The 15,945-nt window shown below is 63.2% G+C and carries 15 protein-coding genes; 5 read left to right on the plus strand and 10 right to left on the minus strand.

Translation table 11 applies throughout. The features are described 5' to 3' along the window. Nucleotides 1-67: 67 nt before the first annotated feature. The gene (serB, locus tag OW493_RS15900; RefSeq protein WP_077374242.1) at nucleotides 68-1,279 is read left to right on the plus strand and encodes a phosphoserine phosphatase SerB; all 1,212 of its coding nucleotides are present in this window, start codon (nucleotides 68-70) and stop codon (nucleotides 1,277-1,279) included. 221 nt (nucleotides 1,280-1,500) lie between these two features. Next, the gene (locus tag OW493_RS15905; protein ID WP_077374239.1) at nucleotides 1,501-1,749 is read left to right on the plus strand and encodes a TIGR02647 family protein; all 249 of its coding nucleotides are present in this window, start codon (nucleotides 1,501-1,503) and stop codon (nucleotides 1,747-1,749) included. 108 nt (nucleotides 1,750-1,857) lie between these two features. Here OW493_RS15905 and OW493_RS15910 read toward each other — a convergent pair whose 3' ends face one another. Together OW493_RS15910 and epmB are read right to left on the minus strand one after the other, a co-directional pair. Continuing rightward, the gene (locus tag OW493_RS15910; protein ID WP_077374236.1) at nucleotides 1,858-2,217 is read right to left on the minus strand and encodes a 5-carboxymethyl-2-hydroxymuconate Delta-isomerase; all 360 of its coding nucleotides are present in this window, start codon (nucleotides 2,215-2,217) and stop codon (nucleotides 1,858-1,860) included. A 187-nt stretch (nucleotides 2,218-2,404) separates the two neighbouring features. Next, on the minus strand, nucleotides 2,405-3,508 hold the full coding sequence (epmB, locus tag OW493_RS15915; protein WP_289864877.1) for an EF-P beta-lysylation protein EpmB: 1,104 nt from the start codon (nucleotides 3,506-3,508) through the stop codon (nucleotides 2,405-2,407). A 156-nt stretch (nucleotides 3,509-3,664) separates the two neighbouring features. Here epmB and efp point away from each other — a divergent pair, with 156 nt between their 5' ends. Both efp and epmA read left to right on the plus strand, forming a co-directional pair. Beyond that, nucleotides 3,665-4,231: an elongation factor P gene (gene efp, locus OW493_RS15920; RefSeq protein ID WP_077374233.1), complete on the plus strand. Its 567-nt coding sequence runs from the start codon at nucleotides 3,665-3,667 to the stop codon at nucleotides 4,229-4,231. Nucleotides 4,232-4,393: 162 nt separating this feature from the next. Further along, on the plus strand, nucleotides 4,394-5,428 hold the full coding sequence (gene epmA / locus OW493_RS15925; RefSeq protein WP_279875944.1) for an EF-P lysine aminoacylase EpmA: 1,035 nt from the start codon (nucleotides 4,394-4,396) through the stop codon (nucleotides 5,426-5,428). A gap of 484 nt (nucleotides 5,429-5,912) precedes the next feature. On the opposite strand, the gene asd is transcribed toward epmA, so the two are convergent. Continuing rightward, the gene (gene asd, locus OW493_RS15930) at nucleotides 5,913-6,821 is read right to left on the minus strand and encodes an archaetidylserine decarboxylase (protein WP_289864878.1); all 909 of its coding nucleotides are present in this window, start codon (nucleotides 6,819-6,821) and stop codon (nucleotides 5,913-5,915) included. A gap of 154 nt (nucleotides 6,822-6,975) precedes the next feature. Beyond that, a complete protein-coding gene (locus OW493_RS15935; RefSeq protein WP_289864879.1) occupies nucleotides 6,976-7,869 on the minus strand; it encodes a rhodanese-like domain-containing protein in 894 nt (297 codons plus the stop codon). A gap of 477 nt (nucleotides 7,870-8,346) precedes the next feature. Between OW493_RS15935 and OW493_RS15940 the strand changes: the two genes are divergently transcribed. Beyond that, nucleotides 8,347-9,681 carry an NCS2 family permease gene (locus OW493_RS15940; protein ID WP_084208211.1) on the plus strand — a complete coding sequence of 445 codons (1,335 nt, stop codon included), beginning with the start codon at nucleotides 8,347-8,349 and terminating at the stop codon, nucleotides 9,679-9,681. A gap of 100 nt (nucleotides 9,682-9,781) precedes the next feature. Here OW493_RS15940 and OW493_RS15945 read toward each other — a convergent pair whose 3' ends face one another. The 6 genes from OW493_RS15945 to rsxD form a co-directional block, all read right to left on the minus strand. Then, nucleotides 9,782-10,069 (minus strand): hypothetical protein, encoded by a 288-nt coding sequence (locus OW493_RS15945; RefSeq protein ID WP_077374218.1) that lies wholly within the window; start codon nucleotides 10,067-10,069, stop codon nucleotides 9,782-9,784. 183 nt (nucleotides 10,070-10,252) lie between these two features. Continuing rightward, nucleotides 10,253-12,460: an EAL domain-containing protein gene (locus OW493_RS15950; protein WP_176494416.1), complete on the minus strand. Its 2,208-nt coding sequence runs from the start codon at nucleotides 12,458-12,460 to the stop codon at nucleotides 10,253-10,255. Nucleotides 12,461-12,609: 149 nt separating this feature from the next. Next, the gene (gene nth, locus OW493_RS15955; protein ID WP_077374212.1) at nucleotides 12,610-13,245 is read right to left on the minus strand and encodes an endonuclease III; all 636 of its coding nucleotides are present in this window, start codon (nucleotides 13,243-13,245) and stop codon (nucleotides 12,610-12,612) included. 134 nt (nucleotides 13,246-13,379) lie between these two features. Next, entirely contained in the window at nucleotides 13,380-14,090 is a 711-nt protein-coding gene (locus OW493_RS15960) for an electron transport complex subunit E (protein ID WP_084208213.1), read from the minus strand. Then, the gene (gene rsxG / locus OW493_RS15965; RefSeq protein ID WP_289864880.1) at nucleotides 14,083-14,862 is read right to left on the minus strand and encodes an electron transport complex subunit RsxG; all 780 of its coding nucleotides are present in this window, start codon (nucleotides 14,860-14,862) and stop codon (nucleotides 14,083-14,085) included. Before rsxG ends, OW493_RS15960 begins: the two co-directional genes overlap by 8 nt. Then, a complete protein-coding gene (rsxD, locus tag OW493_RS15970) occupies nucleotides 14,859-15,899 on the minus strand; it encodes an electron transport complex subunit RsxD (protein ID WP_289864881.1) in 1,041 nt (346 codons plus the stop codon). Before rsxD ends, rsxG begins: the two co-directional genes overlap by 4 nt. Nucleotides 15,900-15,945 lie beyond the last annotated feature (46 nt).

A 15,945-nucleotide genomic window follows, 5' to 3' on the forward strand; every position in this document is an offset into this window, starting at 1 on the left:
TGATGCCAGTGGCGAGCTGCCCTGGAGGTAACCTCTTGATGATTCATTGCTCAGGAACGATTTTCCGATGACACAACGTATCTTGATCCGCGCCACCGGTGCGGCTCGTCCGGGACAGCTGGCAGGGCTCGGTCAGGCGCTGGCCCGCAGTGGCGCACGTCTGCTGGATATCAATCAGAGCGTGACCTTCGGGCTTGTGTCGCTGGAAGCGCTGGTGGCACTGGAGGCGCAGTCCGAACTGGAAGCGGCGCTGAGTGCTGCCGGGGAACAGCTGGGACTGGATGTGCAGGCCGTGCAGGTCGGCGCCGAGGAATATGCACGCTGGAGCCATCAGCTGGAGCGCCCGCGCTGGATTCTGACGCTGCTGGCGCCGCGGCTGCCGGCGGGCATTCTCGCCGAGGTCGGCGGCCTGACGGCGGAATTCGGTATCACCGTCGAGCTCATGCATCGCCTGTCGGGGCGTGAACCGCTGGATGGCGAGTCACCGGCCGAAGGCGCCTGTGTCGAGTGCTGGCTGCGCCTGCCGGAGCACGAGACCGACATCAATGCGCTGCGCGAGAAGGCGCTGGCGCTGGGCGCGCTGCATGGTGTCGATATCGCGATCCAGGAAGACGATATCTGGCGTCGTCATCGCCGCCTGATCTGCTTCGACATGGATTCGACCCTGATCAAGACCGAGGTGATCGATGAGCTGGCGCGTCGTCATGGGGTCGGCGAGGAAGTCTCGCAAGTCACCGAGCGTGCCATGCGCGGTGAGCTGGATTTCCAGGAAAGCTTCCGTGAGCGCATGAGCAAGCTCAAGGGGCTGGACGAGTCGGTGCTGGCGGAGATCGCCGCCAACCTGCCGCTGATGGATGGGGTCGAGCGTCTGATGGCCAATCTCAAGGCGTTGGGCTATCGCACCGCGATTCTCTCCGGTGGCTTCACCTACTTCGCGCGTCACCTCCAGCAGCTGCTGGGCTTCGATGAGATCCACGCCAACGAGCTGGTGATCGTCGATGGCAAGGTGACCGGTGAGGTGCGTGAGCCTATCGTCGATGCCGAGCGCAAGGCGCTGCTGCTGCGCGAGATCGCCGAGCGTCACGGCCTGCGCATGGAGCAGACCATCGCCGTCGGGGATGGTGCCAACGACCTCAAGATGCTTGCTGAAGCGGGGCTGGGCATCGCCTTCCGCGCCAAGCCGCTGGTACGTGAACAGGCGCGTCAGTCGATCTCGACGCTGGGGCTTGATGCCGTGCTCTATCTGATGGGCTACCGCCAGCAGGACCTCAAGCACTGAGTCTGCAGTGAGTGCCTGACGGTGCCTCATCGAAAACGCCCTCACCGCGGTTGCGGTGGGGGCGTTTTCGATGTTCGGGGCGGATGGGACGGGGTCTAGTCCCAAAGCAGCAGGGTGGTTTTGCGCACGGTGACTAGACTGGTGACAGACGCCGACGACTCGGAGTCTGTCTGTTGTCGCCCTACCAAAACGCCATTCGCCACGCCGTCAGGAGTTTGCCCATGCCGTCACCCTATGACGATGAACTGCACCTGCTGTGTCTGTTCCCGCATGACGCCGCCCTCAAGGGCTTGAAGATTCGCCACGATGCCAGTCCTGACATGGTCGCTGCGGCAGAACGTCTGCACGCCAAGGGCCTGACCACGCTGCCCGATGGTGGCTATCTGACCTCCGTGGGTCGTGAGGCTGCCGAGCATGCCCATCGTCTGAACGATCTGCTGCACGTTCCCCAGGCCATGACAGGGACCTGAACACCGCGCATGAGCCCCGGATACGGCGATATCCGGGGACAGGTGCAATAACGCAAGACGCCCCGCGGCAGCCTGCCGGCGGGGCGTCTTGCGTTATTGCCTGAGGGGTCAGGCCTTGTGCTTGCGGTAGGTCGCGCGCGTGATCTCGACGATCTCCACGCTGACCTCGCGAGCGGCCTCGCAGTGCGGCTTGAGGGCTTCCATCAGGATGTCCGCCAGACGCGACTTGTCGTCATCGCTTCGACCTTCCAGCTGATGGCAGTGAAGGTTGACGAAGCCATGCTTGTGCGCCAGTGGTGCCTGATTGCCCGCCAGGCGCCAGTGACGCCAGCTTTCCGCGCGCACCTTGATGTCGCTTTCCTTGAACAGGCCGCTTTGCATGGCGGCGGCATGCAGGTCATCCATGATCGCGTCCATGTCGAGGCTGGGGGCCAGACTGTCGGCATAATCAATGACGAGATGAGGCATGTGATGGGCTCCTTGAGCGTGGCCACGCCTCTTGGGGCGTGTGCCGATGGTGATGATGGCCAGCGATTCTAGCGAAATGGGGCCGCGATGGTAGCAGATTTTCGCAAGCGCACCGCGCATGGCGCAGTGCTGACCTCAAGGTCTGACCTCATCGGCTGATCTCATCGGTGGATTTTATCGGTGGATTTCAGCTGCGGGCAATCAGCGTGGCTCTCGTCGGGTCCGGATGGTCACCATGGCCGACAGTCTGGGTGTGGTCTGCGAGGTGGCCCGGGGAGTGAGCACCACTCAGGGGCGTCTTGGAGCGGCGCCCGGGGATCTCGCGCACCAGACGTGGCATCAGGAAGCCGGGCAGATGCTCCAGCAGTGCCTCCATCAGGGCGCAGGCGTCTTCATCGCTGACCGCGAAGTGGGCGGCGCCCTGGACGGGGTCGAAGGCATGCAGGTAGTAGGGCAGCACCCCGCACTCGAACAGTCGCTCGGCGAGGGCCGTCTGCGTTTCCACCGAGTCATTGACGCCGCGCAGGATGACGCTCTGGTTGAGCAGGGTGACCCCGGCTGCCTTGAGGCGTGTCATGGCCGCGGCGACCTCCGCGTCCAGCTCGTTGGCGTGGTTGCTGTGGATGACCAGCACCTTCTGCAGCCGCGTCGCCTTCAGCCAGTCCAGCAGCTCGGCATTGACGCGATCCGGTATCACCACCGGCAGGCGGGTGTGGATACGCAGACGCTTGAGATGCGGTATCTCGCCCAATGATTCCACCAGCCAGGCCAGTCGCCTGTCGGGAGACACGAGCGGGTCGCCACCCGAGAGGATGACCTCGTGGATGCGCTCATCGGCGCGCAGGTAGTCGAGAATGTCCTGCCATTGCGCGCGGCTGGGCTGGTGGTCTTCATAGGGAAAATGGCGCCGGAAACAATAGCGGCAATTGATCGCGCAGCCACCGCTGGCCATCAGCAGCACCCGGTTGGTGTACTTGTGGATCAGTCCCGGGAGCGGGGTGTGCTCCGCTTCTTCCAGCGGGTCGGTGACATAGCCGTCGAGCACGTCCGTCTCGCTGTCCAGTGGCAGCACCTGACGCAGCAGCGGGTCATTCGGGTCTTGGGGGCGGATGCGGCTGGCATAGGCCTCGGGAACGCGGATCGAGAATAGGGCATGGCCGTCGCTGGCGCCGGGAAGCCATTCGTGATCCAGTCCCAGGCGGTCCAGCAGCGCCTCGGGAGAGCGAATGACGTCGCGCAGCTGTGCACGCCAGTCACCGCGCGGACTCGAGTGGAGTGCGAGGGGCGTCACATCGTGACTTTCGCACGTCTCATGCGTGATGGTATGCAAGGATGGCGAGGTTCGGGTTATCATGCGCATCACTTCTTAGTCATGGTTGCTGCCCGTGAGGCGGCAATCTGGAATTCATGGCGGGCAAGACCCGTTAACGAGTCGAGAGCGAGCAAGATGGCCAATTATTCTACCAACGAATTCAAGTCCGGTCTGAAAGTGATGCTGGACAATGACCCCTGTGCCATCGTTGACAATGAGCTGGTCAAGCCGGGCAAGGGGCAGGCCTTCAATCGCGTCAAGCTGCGCAACCTGAAGACCGGTCGTGTGTGGGAGCGGACGTTCAAGTCCGGTGAGAGCATCGAAGCTGCCGACGTCATGGAAGTCGACATGGAATACCTCTACACCGACGGGGAAATGTGGCACTTCATGCGTACCGATGGCTCCTTCGAGCAGTATGCCGTCGATGGCAAGGCGCTGGGCGACAACATCAAGTGGCTGAAAGAGCAGGTCGTCTACACCATCACGCTGTGGAATGACAACGCGATCGCGGTGACTCCGCCGAACTTCATCGAGCTGGAAGTCGTCGAGACGGATCCGGGCCTCAAGGGTGACACCGCCAACGGTGGCTCCAAGCCGGCGACGCTGTCTTCCGGTGCCGTGGTGCGTGTCCCGCTGTTCATCAACCAGGGCGAAGTGCTCAAGGTCGATACGCGCAGCGCCGAGTACGTCTCGCGCGCCTGAGCCTTTTCGCTCACGTCGTGACCCCTCTGATGCCTCGCCTCGTGCGGGGCATCATCGTTTGTGCCGGTCAATCCTGCAGGCTGGCCACTGTTCCTTGCTGATCCACTCGTCGAGCTCGCCATGTCAGACGTCGATATTCCCTCTGATTCTCCCCAGCCCCCCTTGCCGCAAGACTGGGCGCCCACTGCGACGCGAGAGCGACTCGTGCAGCGCGCACGACTGATCAATGAGGTGCGGGCCTTCTTCGCCGAGCGTGAGGTGCTGGAGGTGGAGACGCCGGTGCTGGGGCAGGCCGGCTCGACCGACGTGGGGCTGGCCTCGTTGTCATCGTCGTTGCAACTGCCCGGTGAGCGTGAACGGGTGCCGATGTGGCTGCAGACCTCGCCGGAATTCCACATGAAGCGTCTGCTGGCGGCCGGCAGCGGGCCGATCTTCCAGATCGCGCGTGCCTTCCGCGATGGTGAGGTCAGTCGTCGCCACAACCCCGAGTTCTGCATGCTGGAGTGGTATCGCCCCGGCATGAGTCTCGAGGGCCTGAGAGAGGAAACCTGTGAGCTGATCCAGCGCGTGATGGCGCTCGGGGCGCAGCTGACCGGCAAGTCGTCGCTGCTGGACACCTCTGATGCATCAGACGCCTCAGGGGCTGGTCCTGCCGTCACGGCCTACCGTGATCTCTTCCGGCGAGTGCTGTCACTGGACCCGTTCAGTGCCTCTCTGGACGAGGTACGCGCGGCATGCGGGCGTGAGTGCGCTGTCGATGCCAGTGACTGGTCCCATGAGACCTGCCTGGATGCGCTGATGAGTCTGGTGATCGAGCCGACATTGGGGCAGGGCGCCGTGGAGCTGGTGACGGACTATCCTGCGGCCCAGGCGGCGCTGGCACGCAAGCATCGGGATGCTGAAGGGGATTGGGTAGCCTCGCGTTTCGAGGCGTATGTCGCAGGGATCGAGTTGGCCAACGGTTACGATGAGCTGACCGATGCCGCCGAGCAGGCATCGCGCTTCGCGGCTGACAATGCCGAGCGTCATGCGGCAGGCCTGCCGCAGGTCGCGGCAGACCAGCGCCTGGTGGCCGCCTTGCACGCCGGGATGCCGGCAGGCAGTGGTGTGGCGCTGGGGCTGGATCGTCTGATCATGCTGGCACTGGGTGAGCGTGATATTGCCGCAGTGGTTGCCTTTCCGGCAGCACGTGCTTGAGGTATCACGTTGCTCGCAAGCAATTGCGTTTATCTTTGACACGCTAGGGACATCTGAGTCGTCTAGACTGCAGGTATCAGACAGGGAGTCTGATGTCGTCATACCGGCGTCGTAGCGGGGCAGACATTCCCTCTGGGTACCTGCTCCATCGATCGGCACGGGGTGAGGCGATTCACATGACCGAAGGAGTGGCTGTCGGGCGCCTTTCATCGGGCATGGTGACAAGGTGTCGACAGGGGTCTCGCATGAGCTTCTCGGAGCCGCTCATGAGAGATTCCGGCAGTAGAGCCTCAAGAGAACTACGCCATTCAGGGAGGAAGACTCGCAGTTGGACGAACAGGCATGTCCAGGCACGTTGGCGAGATGCTGACGTGCAAGGATGCCAGAGGGGGCCGGTTGATACTGGTGCCTCAGTTGAAAAGGGAAGCCTGGCGGCTTCCCTTTTTTATGTGTCATCCATTGCCTTCGGCAGCGCTCCTGCCTGTCATTCGCTGTCTGGCGCGAAGTTTTTTTCATCGCCGAGGGCCGACTCGTCAACGACCTGCGACTCGCAGGAGGCTGGCCGCATGCCGAGTGACTGGCCCATGCTGACCTTCTGGCCCGGCATCAGGGTGTCATCGAACTCGACGCTGTCCGGGAAGCACATCACCACGGTGGAGCCGAGCTGGAAGCGACCCATCTCGGCGCCCCGTGCCAGCTCGATGAGTTGATCGAAGCGGGTCGTCTCGACATCGCCGGACAGTGGCGTGACCTGGCCGCTCCACACGGTCTTGATCGCCGCGACGATCATCGCGCCGACCAGCACCATGGCCATCGGGCCGTGTTCGGTCTCGAAGATGCAGACCAGGCGCTCATTGCGGGCGAAGAGGCCCGGCACATGCGTGGCGGTGGCTTCATTGACCGAGAACAGGCGTCCCGGCACGTAGGCCATCTCCACCAGGCGGCCCGCCAGGGGCATGTGGACGCGGTGATAGTCCTTCGGTGACAGATAGACGGTAGCGAAGCGGCCGTTGCGGAAGGGGGCGGCACGCTCCTCGCTGCCACCCAGCAGCTGGGTCAGCGAGAAGGCCTGACCCTTGGCCTGCACCAGGGTGCCGTGGCTGATGGCTCCGAACTGCGACAGCACACCATCGGCAGGCGAGACGAGTCCTTCCTCGATGGGGCGGGCCTCTTGCTTGAGGGCACGGGTGAAGAAGTCGTTGAAGCAGGCGTAGGCGCGCGGATTCTCCTCGAGCGCCTCGCTCATGTTGACGTCGTAGGCCTTGATGAAACGTTCGATGAAGGTGTTCTTGACCCACGGGTTCTCGCAGGCGGCGATGCGCCCGATGAGGCGTGAGATCAGGTGCTGGGGTAACGGGTATTGGCTCAGAGAAAACAGCTTGGCACGATCCACGATGTTGATCCTTGCAGAAAAGAGAAGCCCGCCCCGAAGGGCGGGCGCTGACCAACGAGATGGCGGCCAGCAGGCTGGCAGCACCTTAGCCCATCGTCATTGGCCGCTCAAGCGCGGGGGCAGGCAGGGGCAGCAGCGAGCCCCCTCCAGCCGCTCAGCGTTCTATCGGCGTGTCCTCGCGATTGCCCCATTCCTTCCAGGAACCGGGATAGGCGCGAATGTCCTCGAACCCCAGTGCACGCCCCACCAGCCAGGTCAGGCCTGAGCGGTGGTGGCTCTGGCAGTGCGTCACCACATGCTGCTCGGGACTGATGCCTCGCGCGCCCAGCTCGGTGATCAGCTCGGCATAGTCACGAATGCGCAGGTCGCGCTCGCGGTCCATGGCCTCGGTCCACTCGAAGTGCACGGCGCCGGGGATATGGCCAAGGCGCGCGTTCTGGCCTTTTTCTCCGCGATACTCCTCCAGTGAACGGGCATCCCACACCACGACCTTCTCCTCGGGGGCCTCGGCGGACAGGCGCTCGAGAATGTCCTCGCGGGTCGCCATCACGCTGGTATCGACATAGGCGGCGTGATATTCACTGGCCTGCCATTCGCTGGCAGCCTCACTCAGGGCAAGTCCTTCACCCTGCCAGGCATGCAGACCGCCGTTGAGATAACTGAAGCGCGTGTGGCCCAGCAGCGCGAGGGTCCACAGCAGACGACCTGCCCAGCCACCGCCTTCGTCGTCATAGGCGACGACATGGCTGTCCCGCGTGATGCCCAGCTCGGACATGATGTCGGACAGCGCCTGTGGGCTCGGCACGCCGGGGATCTCGTCCTCGTTGCTGCCGACCAGGCGCTTGAAGTCGAGCAGGCGTGCACCGGGCACATGACTGGCATGACTCTCGGTCTTGAGCGGAACATCGACGATCACGATGTCCGGGTGGTCAAGCAGCGGCAGCAGCTGCGCAGGCTCGACGATCAAGGGCAGCAGGTTCTGCTCGGAGCTGAACGAGGCGGAGGCCGTCGGGTCGCAAGACGTTGACTGGGAAGAGGAGGGTGACATGGCGTGGTCCTTGCTTCATCGATGGGGATGATCCTTGTGAGCATCATGGCATGCTGGCGGCCAGTGGCGTCAAGTCGCGGCTTGCGGGGCAGATGGCGGACGCCAGGCGGTAGATGGCAGGCACCGCCATGCGCCGCTGCAGCGGTCCTGGCGAGAAACGCTCAATTCGTGCTGACTTTGCGTCTATAATGCTGCCCGTCACATGCTGGGCGAAGAGTGTGACGCGCAAGTGGTGGCGAGCGCTGGTCGTCATGCACAGCGTCATGCACGGAGACGGTGCGTCATTCGCAGTGCCTTGCGCTGGTGCCATGCTCTGGCGCATCCGTGCCTTGTGCTGCGGCGTCTGTCCGTCCCTGCCTGTCAGGGACGAATCGCCACATCCGGCAGTGTCCTGCAAAGCACACAGCCTCTGAAACGCCTGCAGTGAAATCCGTCTTGTCTCCAACCAATCGCGACCTAGTCCACGGGAGTCTCACCTTGTTCGAGCGCCTCTTTTCACTTCGCGCCGAAGGCACCACGACGCGCACGGAAGTGCTGGCAGGCATTGCCACCTTCCTGGCTTCGATGTACATCATCGTGGTCAATCCCGGCATCCTGTCCGCTACGGGCATGCCGTTCAGTGCCGCACTGACCGCCACCGTGCTGGTCAGCTTCTTCGGCAGCCTGATGATGGGACTGTACGCCCGCAATCCGATCCTGGTGGCACCGGGCATGGGCATCAATGCCCTGTTCGCCTACACCATGGTGCTGGGGACCGGCATGCGCTGGGAGGTCGCGCTGGGGTGCGTCTTCTGGGCGGGTGTCATCTTCGCCATCCTGGCGCTGTTCAACGTGCGACGTCTGGTCATCGATGCGATTCCCGCTCAGCTGCGCTATGCGATTGCCTGCGGTATCGGCCTGTTCATCACCCTGATCGGGCTGGTGAATGCCAAGCTGATCGTGTCCAACCCCGTCACCGTGGTCAGTGTCGCCCCCATGACGCCCTCGCTGGTGATCTTCATGATCGGGCTGGCGCTGACGGCGGTTCTGGTCGCCAGACGTATCCATGGCGCCTTGATCATTGGCATCGTGGCGACCACCCTGATGGCGGCCACCATCGGCCGTCTGTGGGGGGACGGGACTGCCTACTTCCCGCCCGAGATCGCGCAGCCGACGCTGGTCAACTTCACCGGCATCTTCGCGGCACCTGATTTCAGCGGCCTGCTGGCACTGGATTTCATGGGCTCGCTGAAGATCGCCTACGTGCCCTTCATCTTCGTCATCCTGTTCACGGTGTTCTTCGATGCCCTGTCCACCTTCATGGCGGTCGCTGAGGCGGGCAATCTGAAGGATGAGAATGGTGACCCGCGCAACATCCGTCGCTCGATGATGGTCGATGCCTTCTCGGCGCTGGTCTCCGCACCGCTGGGCACCAGCCCTGCCAACGCCTATATCGAATCGGCGGCCGGTATCAGCCAGGGTGGGCGCACCGGTCTCGTCGCCGTGGTCGTGGCACTGTGCTTCCTGCCGTTCCTGTTCCTGGCGCCGTTGCTGTCGCTGGTGCCTGCCATCGCCACCGCGCCGGCGCTGATTCTGGTCGGCGTGTTCATGATGGAGCCGATTCGCAAGATTCACTGGCACCAGTTCGATGATGCGATTCCGGCCTTCATCGCCATGGTGATGATCCCGCTGACCTACTCCATCACCCACGGGATCGTGTTCGGCTTCCTGAGCTTCGTGATCATCAAGCTGGGGGTCGGCAAGGCGCGGGAGATTCGCCCGACCATGTGGGTGCTGTTCGCGCTGTCGATCCTGCTGTTGCTGGAAGGCTGAGGGGACGCGATTGCGTCAGACGCCTTCTCTCGGGCGAGAACGAAAAAATCCCGCCAGTCTCGGACTGGCGGGATTTTTTGTGGCCGATGAGGTAGCGCGATCAAGCGATCATCCAGCCCAGGAAGGTCAGTCCGAGGAACACCAGCAGGATGCCGCCGATGATCGAGCCTCTGAGCAGTGACGTGACGCCCTTGAACAGCAGATACAGCCCGAACACCAGGCCCAGCAGACTGAAGAGGGAGGTGCTCATGCCCAGCTCACCGGCCAGACCACTGAAGAAGCCCTTGAGGGCGTCGTCGAAATTGGCGAAGAAGCCGCTCAGGCCCTCCACGATGAAGCGGATGGCGGCGCCAAGCTGAGTGCCGATCCAGTTGAAGAAGTCTTCCATTGCGCACGGTATCCGGACAGAAAAGAGGCCACAGTGTGCCATGAATGCGGCGTGGACGCTGTCGTGCTGTTGCACTGCGGCATGTGGGCCCGAGCGTCACTCCTCACTCACCTGCTCACTTTTACTCTCACTCGCACTCTCACTCTCACTCTCACTCCAAGTCCCACTCCCACTCTTGCACCATCAGGTGTCCAGGTACCTGGCGGTGAAATCGTCGATCCCCATGGGCTTGTCCATCAGGTAGCCCTGCAGGGCGTCGCAGCCCATCTCCAGCAGCAGCTCTCGCTGTCTGGAGGTCTCAACGCCTTCCGCCACCACGCACATGCCCAGTTCATGCCCCAGCTGCACCATGAAGTTCACCATCCGGCGGTTCATCTCGTCGTTCTCGAGATCATTGACGAAGCTGCGATCCACCTTGAGCTCATCGAAGGGCAGGTGCTTGATGTAGGTCAGCGAGGAGAAGCCGGTGCCGAAATCATCCAGTGACAGCCGCAGTCCCAGCGAGCGCAATTCATGCATGCGTGCCACCGTGGCTGGCATGTCGGTCGCGAAGACATTCTCGGTCAGTTCCAGTTGCAGGTATTCAGGGGAGAGGGTGTGCTGGCCGAGCGTTCTGGCGACATTGCTGACGTAGTGCGGTGATTCCAGCTGTTTGACGCTGACGTTGACAGATAGATAGAGCTCGGCGAAACCGGTGCCGTTCTGCCAGCCCGCCAGCAGCCTGCACGCCTGTTCCAGTACCCAGTCGCCGAGGCTGTCGATCAGCTGGCTCTTCTCGGCCAGCGGGATGAATTCATAGGGGGAGATGTTGCCGAACCGAGGATGTCGCCAGCGCAACAGGCATTCAGCGCCGACCAGCTTGAGCCCTCTGTCGAATTGCGGCTGAAGCTCCATGTAAAGCTCTTCGTGCTCGATGGCGCGACGCAGGTCATTTTCCAGCTGCACGGCCCGCTCAAGCTCCACGCGCATGCTCGGGTCAAAGCGCACGGTCTGGTTGCGTCCGGCTTCCTTGGCGCGATACATCGCGATATCGGCGCGGCGGATGAGCTCCTCCGCACTCAGGGCGCGATCATGGAACATGATGCTGCCCAGACTGGCCGAGCTGTGATGATCCAGTGGCTGCGACTGCGGGTCGGAGAGCGTATAGGGCTGGTTGAGCGCCTGCTGCAGACGCTCCATCAGCTCATCCAGCTCACGACAGGCTGCCTGCGGGTCATGGCTCAAGGGCTGTACCAGGATGACGAACTCGTCCCCGCCAAAGCGCGCGACAAGATCCGTCTCCCGCACCTGGCCGGTCAGGCGGTGGGCCACTTCGATCAACAGATGGTCGCCGGTGGTATGCCCCAGCAGGTCATTGATCTTCTTGAAGTGATCCAGGTCGATGAAGATGAGCGCCCCGTGAGTGTCTCTGGCGTCCGTGATGATGATCGCCTGCTGCAGCGCATCAATCAGCGTGGCGCGATTGGCCAGCTTGGTGAGAGGGTCGAAGCGACTGTGCTGATGCAGCAGGGCTTCTGATTCGACGATGCGCGTGATGTCGGTGATGGAACCGATCATGCGCAGGGGAGTGCCGTCGTGATCACGTTCGATCACGTCCCCCTTGTCGATGACCCAGACGACATTCCCGTCCCGTGTCAGCATGCGATGGCGATGGTAGTAGGGTGTCCCGCCTTCCAGGCAGTCCTGGATGGCGACCATGACTTCCGGCGTGTCCTCGGGATGCAGCAGGCTGGCGAATTCCTCGAGGCTGTTGTGCAGCTCGTCGTGGGGGACGTTCAGGATCTCGGACCAGCGCCGATTGTGCGTCACGGAGCTGTTGGTGATGTTCCAGTCCCAGAAGCCTTCCAGCGAGGTGTCATAGATATGATCGATATGACGGCTCTTGCGCTCATGCTCACGGACTTCCGCGGTGATGTTGTGCGCCAGCACGGCGACCAGCGGCTTGCCATGAATGTCATGGAAGGGCTGCTTGATGGAGCGGAAATGATTGATCTCGCCGGTGGTGCCGTCGGTGGCATCCTCGAAGACCTGCTCACGCTCGAACTTGCTGAGCACCTGCTCTACGCTGCGGCGGAAGAAGCGGCTCTGCTCGGTATTGCCGGTGTAATGACTGTCGTCGCGTCCGATGATGTCTTCGAGCGTGGTGCCGTAGAAGTCGGTCAGGGTGCGATTGGCGAAGCGAAACAGCCCCTTGGCATCCTTGATGAACAGGATGTCGGGATGGGTATCGACCAGCGTGCGCAGCAGATGGTTCTCGGCTTGCAGCGCCTCGAGACGTGACGACATGGCCTGCAGTCGTGCATGCAGGCTGTCGTCGTCAGACGCTAGGGTCTCGGTGGAGACTTCTGAATGCGAAGGGTGGCGTCCCTCGGCATCGGAAGGTGCGGCCATGGCGGGTTCCCGGGGCGATGGAGATAGCCTCCAGTCTACGTTGCCGCTCGGTTGAATAGGCAGGGAGGCGGGGTCCTCGCTCAGTCAACGTTCACGCCTGCCGGCCACGCATGGTCAAGCCCCCCGATAACGCCTGGTGTCCTGATGTGTTAGAGGTCTACCTTGTCCTTGTACTCGCAGAGGTCCTCGATCACGCAGCTGCCGCAGCGTGGTTTGCGTGCCACGCAGGTGTAGCGGCCATGCAGGATCAGCCAGTGATGGGCGTCGACCAGAAACTCCTTCGGTACATGGCGCATCAGCTTGTGCTCGACCTCCAGCACGTTCTTGCCCGGCGCGATTCGCGTGCGATTGGAGACGCGGAAGATGTGCGTGTCCACCGCCATGGTCGGCTGACCGAAGGCGGTGTTGAGCACCACGTTGGCGGTCTTGCGGCCCACGCCGGGCAACGCTTCCAGTGCCTCGCGGGTCTGCGGCACCTCACTTCCATGCTGCTCGATCAGCATGCGGCAGGTCTTGATGACGTTCTCGGCCTTGGTATTGAAAAGCCCGATCGTCTTGATGTACTCCTTCAGTCCCTCGACGCCCAGCGCCAGAATGCTCTCCGGGGTATTGGCGACCGGATACAGCCTGGCGGTGGCCTTGTTGACACCCACATCCGTGGCCTGGGCCGAGAGCAGGACCGCGATCAACAGCTCGAAGGGCGTCGACCACTCAAGCTCCGTGCGTGGCTCTGGATTCTCGTTGCGCAGGCGGGTGAAGATCTCGAGACGTTTCTGGGCGTTCATGGCAGCTCGGTGTCAGGTCGGCGAGGTTCGGTCAGTGTCTGTCTGGAGGAACGCAGCTGGCCTCCAGACAGGGAAAGGCAGACAGGGGAAACAGACAGAATAAAGCAGGCAGGCCCGGGGCTCAGGCCCGCGTATCAGGAAATCGTGCCGGTGACGCGCACGCGACGCGAGGCCTTGGGCGCATCCACGGCTGCTGCCTTGCGGCGCTGCTCGAGGCGCTCATCGATGGTCTTCTTGCCCGCGATGATCAGTCCCATGCAGAAGAAGGCGCCGGGCGGCAGCACCAGGAACAGGAAGGAGTAGTCCGGGAACAGCGTCAGCTTCCAGTCGGCGGCCACCGGCCCGAGCAGCAGCTCCATGCCCGCAAACAGCGTGCCCTGACCGAACAGCTCGCGCATGCCGCCCAGCAGTACCAGCACGGCCATGAAGCCCAGCCCCATCATCAGCCCATCGGTGGCCGCCGGCAGCACCGGGTGCTTGGCGGCGAAGGCATCGGCACGCCCGAGAATCGCGCAGTTGGTGACGATCAGCGGAATGAAGATGCCCAGAATCTGGTAGAGCTCATAGGTATACGCCTTCATCAACAGCTCAGCGCAGGTCACGAAGGAGGCGATGATCATCACGAAGGCCGGCAGGCGTACCGCCGACGGCACCAGATTGCGGATCAGTGATACCGCCACGTTGGAGCCGACCAACACCAGCAGGGTGGCAAGTCCCAGGCCGATGGCATTGACGACGCTGGCGGTGACGGCCAGCAGCGGACACAGGCCCAGCAGCTGTACCAGCGCCGGGTTGTTGTCCCACAGGCCGTCGCGGCTGATCTTGCCAAGTGAGATATCACTCATGAGGTTCATCTCCGCCGTATTCAGAAGTCGCTGATGGCGCAAGCGTGCCGTCAGCGGAGGGAGCGTGTGCGGTGTCCTGTGCCTTGGCGGCGCGGCGTGTCGCGGTCAGCGTCTCACTGTCGCCGGCCAGCAGCGCCGTGCGATGCGCCATGAAGTAGATCAGAGCCTGACGCACGGCCCCCACGACTGCACGCGGGGTGATGGTCGCGCCGGTGAACTGGTCGAAGTCTCCGCCATCCTTCTGCACCTTCCACTCCACCGAGCTGAGCGTCTGGTCGTCGAACTCATGGATCCATCCGGACTTGCGGGCTTCGATCTTGTCGCCCAGTCCCGGGGTCTCGGCGTGCTTGACGGCGCGCACGCCGGCCACACTGCCATCTGCCCGGATACCGACCAGCAGGCGGATATCGCCGCTGTAGCCCTTGCCGGTGACCACCGGCAGCAGCACTGCGACGGTCTTGCCATCCCGAGTGGCGCGCCAGCCGGTGTCGGCGCTTTCCAGTCCCAGCACCTGGGAGGGCGGCAGGACGAAGGCATCGTCGAGCAGGTCATTGTCGTGCAGTGACGGCGGGATGATCTCGGCAAGCGCGGCGCTCTGGGCGGCACGCTCGTTGTCCGCGATGGTGTCGGCGGTGGTCATCTGGGTGGCGGCCACCACGCCGGCGGTGACGATGGCGAACACCGCCAGGCCCGAGGCGGCCCGCGCGATGTTGTGCTTCAGGCCTCGCGCGGCCTGGGCTTGCTGTTCCGGCTGATCCGGCGTCAGGCTCATGCCTTGTCCTCCAGCTTGATGCCGCGACGGGCCTTCTTGTGGCCATAGCTGCGGGGCTGCGTGTAGTAATCGATGAACGGTACGCTGAAGTTCATCAGCAGCACCGCAAAGGCGATGGCATCCGGATAGGCACCGAAGGTGCGAATCAGATAGATCAGCACGCCGATACCCGCGCCGTAGTAGAGCTTGCCCTTGTTGGAGGTCGCCGCCGTGACGGGGTCGGTGGCGATGAAGAAGGCACCGAAGATCGCCGCGCCGCATAGCAGGTGGAACAGCGGGTTTGCATGCTGATCGCCCTCCATCAAGAAGAAGATGCCCGAGATCACGCTCAGGCTGCCCAGCATCGCCACCGGGATATGCCAGGTGATCAGGCGACGTGCCAGCAGCACCAGGCCGCCGAGGCCCCAGGCGATGGCGGTCTGCTGCCAGGCCAGCAGATTGGCGGCGGGCAGCAGGCTCGGGTCAGCCCAGAACTCGCTGCTGGAAAGCTCGCCCTTGTTGCGGAAGGCGTCCAGCGGTGTGGCGCCGGTCAGGGCATCCGGCGTGGCGATCACGCCGAAGAACTGCCTGAGGCTGTCGGCGAAGCCGAGCGTGAAGCCATCGGGGGCCGACCAGCGCGACATCTCGACCGGGAAGGAGATCAGCAGCAGCGCATAGGCGACCATCGCCGGATTGAACGGATTCTGGCCCAGGCCGCCGTAGAGCTGCTTGGCGACCACGATGGCCGCGACCACGCCGGTCAGTACCAGCCACCAGGGGGCCAGCGGCGGCAGCGAGACGGCCAGCAGCACGCAGGTGACGAGCGCCGAGTTGTCCTTGAGGAAGAAGCTGACCGGCCGTCCGCGCAGCTTGAGCAACAGCGCCTCGAGCGCGATGCCGGTCAGGCAGGCGAAGACAAGATTGAACAGCACGCCCCAGCCATAGTGCCAGCAGAGTACGGCGATGCCCGGCAGCGTGGCAGCCAGCACCCAGGCCATCACGCGCGAGGTGGCGGTGGGGCCGTGGGCATGGGGAGAGCTTGCGTGCATCAGGCTCATGAGGCGTTCAGATCCTTGCGGTAAATGGACAATGACGTGTGGCGTG

It is taken from the genome of Cobetia sp. 14N.309.X.WAT.E.A4 (assembly GCF_030397495.1).
In the GTDB taxonomy this organism is placed as follows: Bacteria; Pseudomonadota; Gammaproteobacteria; order Pseudomonadales; family Halomonadaceae; genus Cobetia; species Cobetia marina.

Bases quoted from the DNA above. Each gene is read 5' to 3' on its own strand.
- serB (WP_077374242.1), top strand. From the start codon at position 68: ATGACACAACGTATCTTGATCCGCGCCACCGGTGCGGCTCGTCCGGGA.
- OW493_RS15905 (WP_077374239.1), top strand. From the start codon at position 1,501: ATGCCGTCACCCTATGACGATGAACTGCACCTGCTGTGTCTGTTCCCG.
- OW493_RS15910 (WP_077374236.1), bottom strand. From the start codon at position 2,217: ATGCCTCATCTCGTCATTGATTATGCCGACAGTCTGGCCCCCAGCCTC.
- efp (WP_077374233.1), top strand. From the start codon at position 3,665: ATGGCCAATTATTCTACCAACGAATTCAAGTCCGGTCTGAAAGTGATG.
- OW493_RS15935 (WP_289864879.1), bottom strand. From the start codon at position 7,869: ATGTCACCCTCCTCTTCCCAGTCAACGTCTTGCGACCCGACGGCCTCC.
- OW493_RS15945 (WP_077374218.1), bottom strand. From the start codon at position 10,069: ATGGAAGACTTCTTCAACTGGATCGGCACTCAGCTTGGCGCCGCCATC.
- OW493_RS15950 (WP_176494416.1), bottom strand. From the start codon at position 12,460: ATGGCCGCACCTTCCGATGCCGAGGGACGCCACCCTTCGCATTCAGAA.
- nth (WP_077374212.1), bottom strand. From the start codon at position 13,245: ATGAACGCCCAGAAACGTCTCGAGATCTTCACCCGCCTGCGCAACGAG.
- OW493_RS15960 (WP_084208213.1), bottom strand. From the start codon at position 14,090: ATGAGTGATATCTCACTTGGCAAGATCAGCCGCGACGGCCTGTGGGAC.
- rsxG (WP_289864880.1), bottom strand. From the start codon at position 14,862: ATGAGCCTGACGCCGGATCAGCCGGAACAGCAAGCCCAGGCCGCGCGA.
- rsxD (WP_289864881.1), bottom strand. From the start codon at position 15,899: ATGAGCCTGATGCACGCAAGCTCTCCCCATGCCCACGGCCCCACCGCC.